This is a genomic window from Candidatus Phytoplasma fraxini (assembly GCF_038024965.1).
Taxonomy (GTDB): domain Bacteria; phylum Bacillota_I; class Bacilli_A; order Acholeplasmatales; family Acholeplasmataceae; genus Phytoplasma; species Phytoplasma fraxini.
This window is the reverse complement of the sequence record NZ_CP146843.1, coordinates 139126-153848: the sequence shown is the minus strand read 5'-3', so window position 1 is coordinate 153848 and position 14723 is coordinate 139126. Positions and strand designations below refer to the sequence as shown.

Sequence of the window (14723 nt, the reverse complement as noted above, 5' to 3'; positions counted from 1 at the left end):
TTTGAAATTAAATCAACAATCCCCAACATCACATTTTAAAAGTAATTTGTGGTTATTAATGATGGGTTTATTAGGTTGGATGGGATGCGCTTTGGGAATCCTATTTTTATGTTCTCGTTATTCAAAGTTTTTGATGCCTTCTTTTGCAACTCAAGAAGTTAAAGAAAAGCCATTAGAATTATCTCAACCTCAAAATAAAAAACAATTATTAACAGATAAATTAAAAGGAAATAAAGTAGATGATGAATTGCCTTTTGACCCTTTTAAATATATAGAAGAATTCGATATTTATAATTTAGAACAAATGAAACATCAAAAAAGATTTCATCAATTAATCGGTTTAGAAAAAGAAAAAGCCGCTTTAGATTATTTTATGCAGGGCGTGAAAACTCCAAGCGCTTTAAAAGATTATGGTTTTCCCCCTCTAACAGGAGTTATTTTTCATGGAGTGCCTGAGGACAGGGAAAACAACTTTAGCGCGTGCTTGTGCTGCTGAGGCTGGCTATTCTTATATAGAATTAGACGGTACTTTATTTCAAAAATTTAATCAAAAAGAAGCTATCGAAATGGTAGATGCTTTGTTTTATTTTGCTAAGAAATTCGCGCCAGTGATTGTTTGTATTGATGAGTGCGAAATACCCATGCATAATTTAAAGACAGCTGAAAATCAAGCGACTAAAAATGTGGTTACTAAATTTAAAAATCAATTAACAAGTTTAAAATTCAATCCTGAGAGTCCTATTTTATTCGTCGGAACAACTAATCATTTAGAAGATGTAGACAATGCTATTTTATCACGTTTCGATTATAAAGTTTTAGTGAAGCCTTTTGATTTAAAAGCTAGAAAAACATTTTTAACTACTTACGCCGCAGAACATATTTTCAAACAAGACCAATTAGGACGAGAAGCTAAAATAACTCCGGAGGCCAAAGAACATTTAAATGTTATCGCTGATAAATTAGAAGCTTATCCTGCTTTACAAAATACCAGGCAATTATTATCTTTATTCAAAAAAGCTGCTTCAAATGCGATTAAAAGACATTACGAAAAACCCGACACAGAAGAAAACAAAATTATAATTCAAGATTTAGATCGAGTACTAGAAGCTTATATTGAAGAATTTAAAACTTAATTAAAAAAAGAAATTATAAAGGAAAAAGAAAAAATGTCAATAAATAATAAAACTAAAAAAATAATATCATTCAAAACAATAATGATTTTATTAGCTCTTTTAAGTATTGGTGGTTTATTAGCGCATCGTTTTTTAACATATAAAACTGAAATAAAAGAAAATTTCGATATTCCAGTTGGTCGCCAAGTACCTTTACCAAGCGAAGAAGAAATAAAAGGTTTTTTAAAAGTAGTTAAAGTTTCCAATAATGCTGCTGAATCATTACAAAAAGATACTAAAAAAGAGGTTGAATGGATTACGCCCAAAACTTATTTAAGCACAGAGATTCCTATTTTAAAAAATAATAAAATTACTTGTGTTTATAATGTTTTTTTAGATTCAAGAGTTTATTCTGAAAATCAAGTACGTGTGAAAGTTGAAAAAGCTATTAAAGCACAATTAGACGGCAAAGAAGAACATAAATATATTGGCCGTAATTTTAGATGGGATCGTAGTGATGATGTCTTAATCCATGGTACAACAAGTCAACCTGCGACTTCCAAAAAATTAACATTATATATTGATTATACAATTGATTATGAAAAAATGAAAGCAGATAATGTTATTCAAGAAGCTATCGAAAGTAATAAAAATCATCTGCAATACGCCGTTAATAGTGAATTAATTACACTTGAATAATTTAGAAAGGATTTTATAAATAATGATTGATAATAATAAAATGCGTTCTTATACAGGTTTTATAGCGATTATGGTTTTGTTAGGGGCATCTAGTTTAATCGCTGGTATATCTTACTTTAATCATTCGTATATATGATTATAAAGAACATCAAGAAGGTTTAAAAACACATCAAGAAATTTTAGATTTGAAAAAGCTAAATTAACAAAACAACAAGAAGAGGCGAGACCCTTATTAGAATTAGAGATTTATGATAGTTCTAATAATCAACAACTTTTAAATTTACAACAATTATTTGGCATGGAAAAAGAAAAAGAAACTTTAACTAGATTTAAAGATTTTTTAACTAATCCACAAAAAGCGAAAGAATACGGTTTTAAAGCGCCGACTGGAGTTTTATTATATGGAGAACCTGAGACTGGGAAAACAGTTTTGGCCCAAGGTTTAGCGGAAGAAACTAATTTTCCTTTCATTCAAGTTGGGGGTTCTTCTTTCAGCTCTCATTATCGTGGTGATACAGTCCAAAAAGCAAGAGAATTATTTAAGAAAGCGAGAGAATTAGCACCTTGTATTGTCTTTATTGATGAATGTGAAATGGCCTTGGCTGAAATGGATACCGTTCAGGAATCCGTAGAAATAATCAATGTTGTTAATGCTTTTAAAGAAGAGTTAACATCAGTAAAAAATAATTCTGATACACCTATTTTCTTTATTAGAGTGACTAATCATTATGACAAAATTAATGAAGCGATTAAAAACCGTATTAATTATCTATTTAAGAGTTGATTATTTAGATGAAGAAGCAAGATTACAATTTTTAAAATTTATTGTTGCTAAGAAATATCCGAAAACGAATAATTTAAAAACTGCTCCAATAATAGAATTAATGGCTTCTGCTTTAAATCATCATCCAAAACATCAATCACAACGCCAAATGATTCAAATTTTAGATAATGCGTCTATGTATGCTTTTAAAGAAAAAGCTTATTTGATGGATGATAAACATTTAGAAAAAGCTTTAATTGAAGCTTCGGGAAAAACTGAATTAAATTTATATAAATTAGAAATGAAAATTAATAAAGGTAAAGTTTTAAAATCCGAAAGCAAAACCTTATTATCTTTTAAAGAAGATAGTTATACTCCTTGGGAATTGAGACATATTGGTTTCCCTATGAAAGAAATAAAAGACAGTGGTTTTGATTTAAAAGCGTTTTTAGATTCAGGCTTTGGCGGTCATGATTTAAACAATAAGAAAATTGTTGCTTTAAAAGAAGCTGGCTTTACTGCTGCTGAATTAAAAAAAGCTGGATTTACACTTAATGAAATAATGAATGCTGATTATGAACTTAAACAAATACAAGAAGCTGGATATGATTTGAAAACTTTAAAAGATGCTGGATATGATTTAACATATTTAACAAAAAAAGGATATGATTTGAAAGCTATATATAATGCTGGATATAAAACAGAAGCTTTACAAACATCTGGTTATTCTATAAAGGATTTTAAAAACAATAATTATAAAACAAAAGATTTAAAAAATGCTGGATATGATTTTAACAGATTGGGCTTAACGGATTATAATTACTCTTTCAGCTATTATGGGAATCCAATTGAAAGCTTGTCCGCATAATATATAATTATATTTATTTAAATAACTCATGTTAAGTGCTTTTTCTTTTATTTGCATTATTTTTTCTAGTTTTCCGACCTAGTTTGATATCTTTTTTATAAAGACGTATCTCACGCCTAATAAAACAAAAAAATAAATAAATTATGGAATGTTCTTAAAAACGTAACCGTTATAAAGTCAAATTATTTATTAATTTTTTTGTAATTAATATTGAATAAATAATTAAAAAACAATATATTTATGTTATAATTTAATTGATTAAATGGTTTTTTTGATTAAAATAATTAAATTCATAAATATAAATATATATTTATATTTATTTTAAAAATACACAAAAAAATATTAAAAAAGTTTTAAATTTAAAATATTCAAATAATGAATAAAATTATTTTTTTATTTATCATAAAAATCAAATTCCAATTCATAATATAAAATTATAAAAAAATTAAAAATAAATTATAAAAAAATTAAAAATAAATTATAAAAAAATTAAAAATCAATAATAAAAATTTTAAAAATACTAAAAAGATTTAAGAAATAAATTATACAAAATAATAAAATAATTTGAACCAAACACAATTGTTTATTTTGTAATTTGTTTTTGAATAATTTAGTATTTTTAATTTAGAAAGTAATTATAAATTATTTTTTTTATTAAAATATGAATAAATTTTTAATTCAATAAAAATAGTTTATAAAAAAATGACATATAAATCAAATAAAAATACAAAAATTTATTTTTGTTTTAGTATAATGTTTCTTTTTTTATTTATTTTATACATATTTATGTCCAATTGTATATTTAATAAAAAAATATTAATAAACACACAACAAATATTAACATCAGAAATAATAACGCCGCCAGAACAATATAATATATTTAAAGAAGAATTAGATGGAAAAGTAGAAGAAGATTCAATTTTATTAACTTCTAAACTTTTAACAGCTTTAAATTTAAAACATCAAAAATTATATAAAATAAATGAAAAAGCAAAAAAATATTCAAATTTATTATTTTCAAAAGATAAAGAAATAAAAACTTTAAAAGATAATATTGAAAATAAAAATGCAGAAATAAAAACTTTAAAAGATAATATCGAAAATAAAAATGCAGAAATAACAACTTCCAAAAATACTATTCAACACAAAGATAAAGAAATAAAAACTTTAAAAGATAATATCGAAAATAAAAATGCAGAAATAACAACTTCCAAAAATACTATTCAACACAAAGATAAAGAAATAAAAACTTTAAAAGATAATATCGAAAATAAAAATGCAGAAATAACAACTTCCAAAAATACTATTCAACACAAAGATAAAGAAATAAAAACTTTAAAAGATAATATCGAAAATAAAAATGCAGAAATAACAACTTCCAAAAATACTATTCAACACAAAGATAAAGAAATAAAAACTTTAAAAGATAATATTGAAAATAAAAATGCAGAAATAACAACTTTAAAAATAATATCAAAATAAAAATAAAGAAATAAAAACTTTAAAAGATAATATTGAAAATAAAAATGCAGAAATAACAACTTCCAAAAATACTATTCAACACAAAGATAAAGAAATAAAAACTTTAAAAGATAATATTGAAAATAAAAATGCAGAAATAACAACTTCCAAAAATACTATTCAACACAAAGATAAAGAAATAAAAACTTTAAAAGATAATATTGAAAATAAAAATGCAGAAATAACAACTTCCAAAAATACTATTCAACACAAAGATAAAGAAATAAAAACTTTAAAAGATAATATCGAAAATAAAAATGCAGAAATAACAACTTCCAAAAATACTATTCAACACAAAGATAAAGAAATAAAAACTTTAAAAGATAATATCGAAAATAAAAATGCAGAAATAACAACTTCCAAAAATACTATTCAACACAAAGATAAAGAAATAACAACTTTAAAAGATAATATTGAAAATAAAAATGCAGAAATAACAACTTCCAAAAATACTATTCAACACAAAGATAAAGAAATAAAAACTTTAAAAGATAATATTGAAAATAAAAATGCAGAAATAACAACTTTAAAAGATAATATTGAAAATAAAAATGCAGAAATAACAACTTTAAAAGATAATATTGAAAATAAAAATGCAGAAATAAAAACTTTAAAAAATAATATTGAAAATAAAAATGCAGAAATAACAACTTCCAAAAATACTATTCAACACAAAGATAAAGAAATAAAAACTTTAAAAAATAATATTGAAAATAAAAATGCAGAAATAACAACTTCCAAAAATACTATTCAACACAAAGATAAAGAAATAAAAACTTTAAAAAATAATATTGAAAATAAAAATGCAGAAATAACAACTTCCAAAAATACTATTCAACACAAAGATAAAGAAATAAAAACTTTAAAAGATAATATTGAAAATAAAAATGCAGAAATAACAACTTTAAAAGATAATATTGAAAATAAAAATGCAGAAATAACAACTTCCAAAAATACTATTCAACACAAAGATAAAGAAATAACAACTTTAAAAGATAATATTGAAAATAAAAATGCAGAAATAACAACTTCCAAAAATACTATTCAACACAAAGATAAAGAAATAAAAACTTTAAAAAATAATATTGAAAATAAAAATGCAGAAATAACAACTTCCAAAAATACTATTCAACACAAAGATAAAGAAATAAAAACTTTAAAAGATAATATCGAAAATAAAAATGCAGAAATAACAACTTTAAAAGATAATATTGAAAATAAAAATGCAGAAATAACAACTTTAAAAGATAATATTGAAAATAAAAATGCAGAAATAACAACTTCCAAAAATACTATTCAACACAAAGATAAAGAAATAAAAACTTTAAAAGATAATATCGAAAATAAAAATGCAGAAATAACAACTTCCAAAAATACTATTCAACACAAAGATAAAGAAATAAAAACTTTAAAAGATAATATCGAAAATAAAAATGCAGAAATAACAACTTCCAAAAATACTATTCAACACAAAGATAAAGAAATAAAAACTTTAAAAGATAATATCGAAAATAAAAATGCAGAAATAACAACTTTAAAAGATAATATTGAAAATAAAAATGCAGAAATAACAACTTTAAAAGATAATATTGAAAATAAAAATGCAGAAATAACAACTTTAAAAGATAATATTGAAAATAAAAATACAGAAATAACAACTTCCAAAAATACTATTCAACACAAAGATAAAGAAATAAAAACTTTAAAAGATAATATTGAAAATAAAAATGCAGAAATAACAACTTCCAAAAATACTATTCAACACAAAGATAAAGAAATAAAAACTTTAAAAGATAATATTGAAAATAAAAATGCAGAAATAACAACTTCCAAAAATACTATTCAACACAAAGATAAAGAAATAAAAACTTTAAAAAATAATATTGAAAATAAAAATGCAGAAATAACAACTTCCAAAAATACTATTCAACACAAAGATAAAGAAATAAAAACTTTAAAAGATAATATCGAAAATAAAAATGCAGAAATAACAACTTTAAAAGATAATATTGAAAATAAAAATGCAGAAATAACAACTTTAAAAGATAATATTGAAAATAAAAATGCAGAAATAACAACTTTAAAAGATAATATTGAAAATAAAAATGCAGAAATAACAACTTCCAAAAATACTATTCAACACAAAGATAAAGAAATAAAAACTTTAAAAAATAATATTGAAAATAAAAATGCAGAAATAACAACTTCCAAAAATACTATTCAACACAAAGATAAAGAAATAAAAACTTTAAAAAATAATATTGAAAATAAAAATGCAGAAATAACAACTTTAAAAGATAATATCGAAAATAAAAATGCAGAAATAACAACTTCCAAAAATACTATTCAACACAAAGATAAAGAAATAACAACTTTAAAAGATAATATTGAAAATAAAGATAAATTTGCATATAACTACAAACATTTCATCAATAAAACAGAAAAAATAAAAAACATTTTTGAATCAACATCAATTCAAACACAAAATATAAGCAAAAATACATCAGATATAAGTTTTTTTATACATATTACAAATTTTTTTATCAAAATATTAGAAATAATTTTTTTTATAAAACAATATATTTTTCAGGCATTTATATATTTTTCCTATTTTATAAGCGATATTATATTTAACTAAAATATCAAAAATATAAATTCATTCTTAAAATAATTTAGTTTTTTTATTTTTTATATTATAATAATGATATATAAAAAAATGTATTTTCTCAATTATAAAAAGAATTTTGTATTCTTAAATTAATTTAATATTTAATTTGTATTAATTTTCATTTATTTAAAAAAAGGATTTGTGTGTTTATAATGTCTAATGAAAAAGAACTTTATTTAATTATTTTATATTATAAATATATTCACATCGAAGAACCTAAACATTTTAAAAATTTACAAATAAAATATTGTTCCAAATTAAATCTTTTAGGTAGAATTATCGTTTCTTCTGAAGGAATTAATGGTACTTTATCAGGTTCAAAAGAAAGTATTTTAGAATATATAAAGTATTTAAAAAAAACAAAAGGTTTTGAAAATATTGATTTCAAAATATCCACTTATTATAAACATGTTTTCTCAAAATTATCTGTCAAAGTAAGAAAAGAAATAGTAGCACTAAAATTAAAAAAAGATATTTTTCCAGAATATAATTCAAATAATTATTTAGAACCTAAAAAATTTTTTCAAATGTTAAAAGAAAAAGATGTTGTCGTTTTAGATGTTAGAAATGATTATGAATATGATTTAGGACATTTTCGTAACTCTATTAACCCTAAAATAAGTAATTTTCGTGATTTTCCTGAATGGTTAGATAAAAACTTATCTTTTTTAAAAAATAAAAAAATTTTAACTTATTGTACTGGCGGTGTTCGTTGTGAAAAAGCATCTATTTTATTGCGTTCAAAACAAATCAATGAAGTATATCAGTTAAAAGGTGGTATTATCAATTATAGTCAAGATCCAGAAACAAAAGGTAAATTATTTGACGGTAAAGTTTATGTTTTTGATCAAAGAATAGCTGATAAAGTGAATCAAACAGAACATATTATAGTTGGTAAAGATTTTTTTAATCAAACTCCATGTGAAAGATATATTAATTGTGGTAATCCAAGTTGTAACAAACAAATTTTATGTAATGAAGAAAACGAAAAAAAATATTTAGGTAGTTGTTCTGAAAGTTGCAGTAAAAATGAAAATAATCGTTATTTATTAAAAAATAAAAATTAAAATTATTTAAATTATAAACAATATATAAATTAAATTTTTAAAATTTAGTATAATAATATTATTCTATATAAAATAGAATTCGTTTGTAAAATTTATTTTATTTAAAAATTTTAAAAAATTTTTAATATTTTTTTAAAAAACTTATAAGGAGAATTATTATAAAATATGAGACAATATGAAATATTATATATTCTAAAACCTACTTTAAACGAAAAAGAAATCGATGAGATCAACAAAAATATTAGCAATATTTTTGAAAATGAAGGAAAAATTTTAGAATACTCTAAACCAGAATTAAAAACATTAGCTTATCCTATTAAAAAATTTAACCAAGGTTTTTATAGTGGTTTTTTAGTAGAAGCCAATAATGATATGGTTAAAGAATTTAATCGTGTAATGAATATTAGAGAAGAAATTATTAGACACGTCATATGTAGAAGAGATTAAATAATAATATGATAAATAAAGTCATTTTAGTAGGACGTATTACTAAAGATCCTGAATTAATTTTTATTAATGGAGATATTCCATTAGTTAAATTTGTTTTAGCAGTAAACAGGAAATTTACTAATAAAGCTGGAGTTAAAGAAGCTGATTTTATTAATTGTTCGGTTTGGAACAAAAACGCAGAAAACTTAGCTAAATATGTTGTTAAAGGTTCACTTTTAGGAGTTGAAGGAAGTATTAGAATTAGTAATTACGAAGATAATAATCAAAAAAAATTTTGGACAGAAGTAAGTTGCGAAAATATTCAATTTCTAGATTCTAAAAAAAATAATTTAAAAAATGATAATGAATATATTGATATCCGAAATCAAAATGAAACAAATCAAAATACCAATGAAAATAAAGCTAATGATCAATTAATGATCGGAAATGAAGAAGATTTACCTTTTTAAAGCTTTTTTAATATAATTTTTAAATATAAGGAATAAAACAATGCAAAAAACAAAAAAATTTTTTAAAAAACGTAGAAAAGTTTGTTTTTTTACTGAAAACAAATTCGATAGAATTGATTTCAAAGATGAAAAACTACTAAGCAAATTTATTACTGATAGGGGTAAAATTTTACCAAGTAGATTTAATAAAAATACAGTTAAATGGCAAAAACGTTTATCTAAAGCTATAAAATTAGCGCGTATTATGGCAATAATTAAATAAGAAGAAAATATAAATTAATAAAAAGTAAAATAATTAAAAGATAAAAATAACAATCATAATTATTTAATTATTAACAAAATAATGAATAATTATGATTGTTATTTACAACCCAAAAAAATAAAATCTTAAATATCTAAAAAGATCTTATAATAATTCAAATAAATCAATATATTTTTTAAAAATATAAAGAAAGTTCGATGAATATGAAAATTATTTTATTAGAAGATATCCCGAATAAAGGTAAAAAATACGACATCATTAAAATAAATTCTGGTTATGGTAATTTTTTAATTAAAGAAAAAAAAGCATTTTTAGCTATTAAAAATAATATTCAAAAAATTCAAACAGAACAAATGTTACAAGAAGAAGAGAACAAAAAAAATAATTTATTAATGCAACAGTTAAAAAAAGATATAGATAATAAACAAATAGATATAATGTCGAATTTTGGTCCTACTGGTAAAATGTATGGGAAAATAACTTCACAACAAATAATAGATGAATTTCATATAAAACACAATATATTGATTAATAAAAAAAAAGTTATTGTAGACAAAAAAATTAATTCATTAGGAACATATAAAGCCAAAGTAATTTTAACAAAAGATATTATCGCTTCTTTTTTTATAAACATTAAAGATGCAGCAAAATAAAAATTATATAAAAAATATTATTTGAATTATTTTATAAAATTCTTAAAGTGAAATAGTTAGATATAAATGAATGAAAAAAATATAAAATTACCTTTTTTTTTAGAATTAGAACAATCTATTTTAGGTATCATTTTTTTAGATCCTAAAAAAATTTTAGTTTTAATGGATAAGTTAGAAACAGAAGATTTTTTTAATATTGAACATCAATATATTTACGAAGCTATGAAAACTTTATTTAAAGAAAACAAAGATATTGATTATTTATCAGTGTTTAATATTTTAGAAAAACAAAAACAAAAATTAGCTGATGGCAAAAAATATTTATTACAATTAACTAACAATATTCCTTCTATTTATCATTTAGATACTTATATCGATTTTATTCTTGATGCTTCTCTTAAAAGAGAAATAATAACTACTGCATCAGAAATTTATAATGAAGGTATTAGTAATCATGATATCGATTTTAAAAATTTTTTAGATATTACTGAAGAAAAAATTTTTCAAATATCTAAAAAAAAGAAAACTAGTAATCTTATCGATATCAAAATTTTATTAAAAGATATAATACATAAAACTATCTATAATAAAGCAGAAAACAAAATTATCGGTTTAAGTACTGGTTTTACTAATTTAGACGATATAACTTTAGGTTTGAAACCAGAAGAATTAATTATTTTAGCAGCAAGGCCTTCAATGGGAAAAAGTACTTTCATGTCTAATCTTGCGATAAATATAGCGAAAAGAAATAATAAAGCTAATATTATTATTTTTAGTTTGGAAATGTCAAACGAACAATTAGGTTCCAGAATGTTAAGTTCTGAAACTCAAATTTCACATAAAAAAATTCAATTAGGTTTTTTAAATGAAGAAGAAAAAAATTTATTACAATTAGCAAGTACTACAAATTTACAAAATTTAAATATCTTTTTTAATGATTCTGCTAGCGCTAATATTTTAGATATTAGAGCGCAATGTCGTAAAATGAAAAATCAAAATAAATTAGATTTTGTTATTATTGATTATTTACAATTAATAGGGAAATCACATAGACCTAATTCGAAATCTTTTTATAATCGTCAAGAAGAAATTGCTGATATTTCTAAAAGTTTAAAACAAATGGCTAGAGAATTAAAAATTCCTGTTCTTGCTTTATCGCAATTATCACGTGAAGTTGAAAAAAGAGAAGATAAAAGACCTATTTTATCTGATTTAAGAGATTCTGGAAGTATTGAACAAGACGCTGATATTGTTATGTTTTTATATCGACCAAATTATTATAATAAAGAATTGCAAAATCAATTATCAGATTTAGGATATACTGAATTAATTATTTCTAAAAATAGGCAAGGTTCAGTAGGAATAAAAAAATTTCATTTTAATTTAAGTTGTCTTTCGTTTAAGGCAATAGATTAAAATTATTAAAATTTATTTATTTTGGATTTCATACAGGAGATATAATAGAAATGTTAAAGCAACTTAAGTTAATGAAAGAAAAATATTTAATTTTACAAAAAAAATTAACAAAAGACGCTAATAATTTGAATAATATCGAACTTTTGAAACAAATAAATGAATTAAAAAAAATTATTTCTATTTACAATGAATATCTTGAATTAGTAGAAGAAAACGACAAAATTAAACATATAATTTCACAAAATAATATGCAAAAGGAAAAAGAATTAAATATTTTATTCCAAGAAGAACAAAAAATATTAGATATTAGAATAAAAGAAAAATTAGAGCATTTACAAAAAATATTATTAGACAAAGAAACAAAAAATGACAAAAGCATTATTATGGAAATTAAAGCAGCTGCTGGTGGAAATGAATCCAATCTTTTTGTAGCTGACTTATTTCGCGCTTATGTGAAATATGCTGAAAATAAAAAATGGAAAGTAGACGTTATTAATTTAATTCCTGGTAATAAAAATGGTATTTTTTGTGTCGAAATAATAATATATGGGGATAATGTCTACTCTTGTTTACAATATGAATCAGGAATACACAGAGTTCAAAGAGTTCCTGAAACAGAAAAAAGAGGAAGAATTCATACTTCTACAATAAAAATTTTAGTTTCCTCTAATACAGAAGAAAAAACAATAAATTTAAATTGGAACGATATTAGAATAGATACCTTTAATTCTAGTGGTCCTGGTGGTCAATCAGTCAATACTACTAAATCAGCAGTTCGTTTGACTTATTTACCTACTGGCGACAGTGTCGCTTGTCAAATTGCTAAAAGCCAGCATCAAAATAAAGAAAAAGCTTTTCAGTTATTAAAAAATAAAATTTTTGATAAAATAAATCATGAACAAAAACAACAACAAAACAATATTAAAAAAAAATTAATTGGTAAAGGAGATCGTAGCGCTAAAATAAGAACTTATAATTATTCTCAAAATAGAATTACCGATCACCGTATTAATTTAACTTTACAAAAATTAGATTTTTTTATGGAAGGTGAAATAGATTTAATCTTAAAACCTTTAATTAATGAATTTAATCAAAAACAATTAGAAGAAAAAATCAAAATATAATTATGCATTCACACCAAATTATTATTTTTCCAACAGATACAGTTTATGGTTTAGGATGTTCTATTTATAATTACAAAGGTTTAACAAAAATTTATCAAATTAAAAATAGAGATCCTAATAAACCAATAAGTGTTTTATTTTCTGATTTAAAACAAATAAAAGAAATAGCTTTAATAGATAATAAAATTCAAAAATTAGCTCTTTTTTTTTGGCCTGGTCCTTTAACTATTATCGTGTTTACTCATAAAAAATATTTCAATCTAACAAAAGAAAAAACAATTGGAATTAGAATTCCTAATCATCCTCTTGCTTTAGAAATTTTACGAAATACAGGTCCTTTAAAAACAACTTCTGTGAATAAAAGCGGTGAACCACCTCTAAATGATTATTTAGAGATTAAAAAACAATATCAAAATAAAGTAGATTATATTTATCTTAATAATAACTTTATATCTAATGTAAATTCTACTATTCTTGATACTACTTTGTCTCAATGGACAATCCTTAGAGAAGGTGATATTTCTTTATCCCAAATAAAAAAAATTCTAAATTAATTATTTAATTTGAATTTTTTTTAGAATTTTTTCTGTTATTTATAGTTTTTTTCTTTACAAAAGGATAATATCTTTTTTTTAAAGAAACAATTTAACCTAATCATTAAACAAAAATGGAACATAAAAAATATTTAAAAAGGCTAATAACAAAACCATTATTTTAATTTATTGTCGAGTTCGAAGAAACAATATTCAACATATTTTATAAAAATAAAAATATTTTATTATTATAAATAATTTTATTTTTATAAAATATGTTATAATACAAATCAAACAAATTCAGTTATATTTAATTTTCATTAATTAAAAGTTATTTTTTAATAATATTTTTCTTAATCTTAATTAAGATTAAGAAAAAAAGTAAATTAACTTGTTTCCAAAGTAGAGGAGTTTTTGTTTATATTTTTATGATTGTAATAAGAGTTCAATTATAAGCACTTTATATAATTAACATTTTTAATTTTCATTAATTGAATAAATAATTTATTATTTTTATAATACTACAGATAAATTTACTTTAAATATTGAAGATAAACGTAAATATCAAGATTTATTGCAGAAATACAAAGTCCAAAGTAAGAAATCAACAGACTTCGATTCAAACAAGGCAGAACATGTCGAAAAAATGAAAGAATTACAGTCAGAATTAACAAGTTTAGAACCAAACCTTAAAAATTTTGACGACACACAACTAAAAATATTTTGGACTTTTTTCATACCTTTCGTTATTTCAGGTATATTATGGGTAATAAGTTTTTATTTTTGTATCCCTTTAATAAAGTATACAACTTTTTTAATTGCTGTTTCTTTTGGTTTTAAGGCAAAATTGAAAATTTCTCCCAAATTACGCGATATGACTAAAATTCTTTTTATAATTTCTTACATAAGTACTATTTTTATTACTTCATTTAGAATTTAGGATAATAATAATATAAATTTAAATACCTTAATGATATTTATAATGCAGTTATTTTACTTTTGTTTTCAACTGGTTGTTGGAATTTTGATTTTAAGAATTATAAAATGGTTAGGACTTTCTAAGAGAAAATAATTTCTATTTCAAATAGAATTAATTATTTTGGTGTGTTCTTAAAAACGGAACTTTAAAAAGTCTTAA

General features: G+C 21.7%; 15 protein-coding genes. All 15 read left to right on the top strand.

All coding sequences use genetic code 11. From position 1 onward, the window contains the following. Position 1: 1 nt before the first annotated feature. Complete coding sequence (locus AADV48_RS00895) at positions 2–496, top strand: hypothetical protein (RefSeq protein ID WP_341266725.1); 495 nt, start codon at positions 2–4, stop codon at positions 494–496. After that, a complete protein-coding gene (locus AADV48_RS00890) occupies positions 444–1133 on the top strand; it encodes an ATP-binding protein (protein ID WP_341266724.1) in 690 nt (229 codons plus the stop codon). The genes AADV48_RS00895 and AADV48_RS00890 overlap by 53 nt, the downstream gene beginning before the upstream one ends. 33 nt (positions 1134–1166) lie before the next feature. Continuing rightward, positions 1167–1811, top strand: a complete 645-nt coding sequence (locus AADV48_RS00885; RefSeq protein WP_341266723.1) for a hypothetical protein — start codon at positions 1167–1169, stop codon at positions 1809–1811. Positions 1812–2109: 298 nt separating this feature from the next. Next, complete coding sequence (locus AADV48_RS00880; protein ID WP_341266447.1) at positions 2110–2595, top strand: ATP-binding protein; 486 nt, start codon at positions 2110–2112, stop codon at positions 2593–2595. Then, a complete protein-coding gene (locus AADV48_RS00875; protein WP_341266722.1) occupies positions 2552–3442 on the top strand; it encodes a hypothetical protein in 891 nt (296 codons plus the stop codon). Before AADV48_RS00880 ends, AADV48_RS00875 begins: the two co-directional genes overlap by 44 nt. A 786-nt stretch (positions 3443–4228) precedes the next feature. Next, entirely contained in the window at positions 4229–4924 is a 696-nt protein-coding gene (locus tag AADV48_RS00870) for a hypothetical protein (RefSeq protein ID WP_341266721.1), read from the top strand. Between the two features lie 2859 nt (positions 4925–7783). Beyond that, on the top strand, positions 7784–8698 hold the full coding sequence (locus AADV48_RS00865; RefSeq protein WP_341266720.1) for a rhodanese-related sulfurtransferase: 915 nt from the start codon (positions 7784–7786) through the stop codon (positions 8696–8698). 165 nt (positions 8699–8863) lie between these two features. Continuing rightward, positions 8864–9145: a 30S ribosomal protein S6 gene (gene rpsF / locus AADV48_RS00860; protein ID WP_341266719.1), complete on the top strand. Its 282-nt coding sequence runs from the start codon at positions 8864–8866 to the stop codon at positions 9143–9145. Positions 9146–9153: 8 nt separating this feature from the next. After that, positions 9154–9597, top strand: coding sequence for a single-stranded DNA-binding protein (locus AADV48_RS00855; RefSeq protein ID WP_341266718.1), 444 nt, complete (start codon positions 9154–9156; stop codon positions 9595–9597). A 40-nt stretch (positions 9598–9637) separates the two neighbouring features. Then, entirely contained in the window at positions 9638–9859 is a 222-nt protein-coding gene (rpsR, locus tag AADV48_RS00850) for a 30S ribosomal protein S18 (RefSeq protein ID WP_341266717.1), read from the top strand. A 197-nt stretch (positions 9860–10056) separates the two neighbouring features. Next, positions 10057–10512 carry a 50S ribosomal protein L9 gene (gene rplI / locus AADV48_RS00845; protein WP_341266716.1) on the top strand — a complete coding sequence of 152 codons (456 nt, stop codon included), beginning with the start codon at positions 10057–10059 and terminating at the stop codon, positions 10510–10512. Positions 10513–10578: 66 nt separating this feature from the next. Continuing rightward, complete coding sequence (gene dnaB, locus AADV48_RS00840) at positions 10579–11928, top strand: replicative DNA helicase (protein ID WP_341266715.1); 1350 nt, start codon at positions 10579–10581, stop codon at positions 11926–11928. Between the two features lie 50 nt (positions 11929–11978). Then, the gene (locus tag AADV48_RS00835) at positions 11979–13052 is read left to right on the top strand and encodes a peptide chain release factor 1 (RefSeq protein WP_341266714.1); all 1074 of its coding nucleotides are present in this window, start codon (positions 11979–11981) and stop codon (positions 13050–13052) included. A 2-nt stretch (positions 13053–13054) separates the two neighbouring features. After that, positions 13055–13606: an L-threonylcarbamoyladenylate synthase gene (locus AADV48_RS00830; RefSeq protein WP_341266713.1), complete on the top strand. Its 552-nt coding sequence runs from the start codon at positions 13055–13057 to the stop codon at positions 13604–13606. Between the two features lie 625 nt (positions 13607–14231). After that, positions 14232–14525 (top strand): hypothetical protein, encoded by a 294-nt coding sequence (locus AADV48_RS00825; RefSeq protein WP_341266712.1) that lies wholly within the window; start codon positions 14232–14234, stop codon positions 14523–14525. The last annotated feature ends 198 nt before the right edge of the window (positions 14526–14723 follow it).

What these genes read in the sequence shown, in the direction of transcription:
- AADV48_RS00865 (WP_341266720.1), top strand. Translation starts at nt 7,784, where the DNA reads ATGTCTAATGAAAAAGAACTTTATTTAATTATTTTATATTATAAATAT.
- AADV48_RS00885 (WP_341266723.1), top strand. Translation starts at nt 1,167, where the DNA reads ATGTCAATAAATAATAAAACTAAAAAAATAATATCATTCAAAACAATA.
- AADV48_RS00825 (WP_341266712.1), top strand. Translation starts at nt 14,232, where the DNA reads ATGAAAGAATTACAGTCAGAATTAACAAGTTTAGAACCAAACCTTAAA.
- rpsF (WP_341266719.1), top strand. Translation starts at nt 8,864, where the DNA reads ATGAGACAATATGAAATATTATATATTCTAAAACCTACTTTAAACGAA.
- AADV48_RS00875 (WP_341266722.1), top strand. Translation starts at nt 2,552, where the DNA reads ATGAAGCGATTAAAAACCGTATTAATTATCTATTTAAGAGTTGATTAT.
- AADV48_RS00830 (WP_341266713.1), top strand. Translation starts at nt 13,055, where the DNA reads ATGCATTCACACCAAATTATTATTTTTCCAACAGATACAGTTTATGGT.
- rplI (WP_341266716.1), top strand. Translation starts at nt 10,057, where the DNA reads ATGAATATGAAAATTATTTTATTAGAAGATATCCCGAATAAAGGTAAA.
- dnaB (WP_341266715.1), top strand. Translation starts at nt 10,579, where the DNA reads ATGAATGAAAAAAATATAAAATTACCTTTTTTTTTAGAATTAGAACAA.
- rpsR (WP_341266717.1), top strand. Translation starts at nt 9,638, where the DNA reads ATGCAAAAAACAAAAAAATTTTTTAAAAAACGTAGAAAAGTTTGTTTT.
- AADV48_RS00880 (WP_341266447.1), top strand. Translation starts at nt 2,110, where the DNA reads ATGGAAAAAGAAAAAGAAACTTTAACTAGATTTAAAGATTTTTTAACT.
- AADV48_RS00855 (WP_341266718.1), top strand. Translation starts at nt 9,154, where the DNA reads ATGATAAATAAAGTCATTTTAGTAGGACGTATTACTAAAGATCCTGAA.
- AADV48_RS00835 (WP_341266714.1), top strand. Translation starts at nt 11,979, where the DNA reads ATGTTAAAGCAACTTAAGTTAATGAAAGAAAAATATTTAATTTTACAA.
- AADV48_RS00890 (WP_341266724.1), top strand. Translation starts at nt 444, where the DNA reads ATGGAGTGCCTGAGGACAGGGAAAACAACTTTAGCGCGTGCTTGTGCT.
- AADV48_RS00870 (WP_341266721.1), top strand. Translation starts at nt 4,229, where the DNA reads ATGTCCAATTGTATATTTAATAAAAAAATATTAATAAACACACAACAA.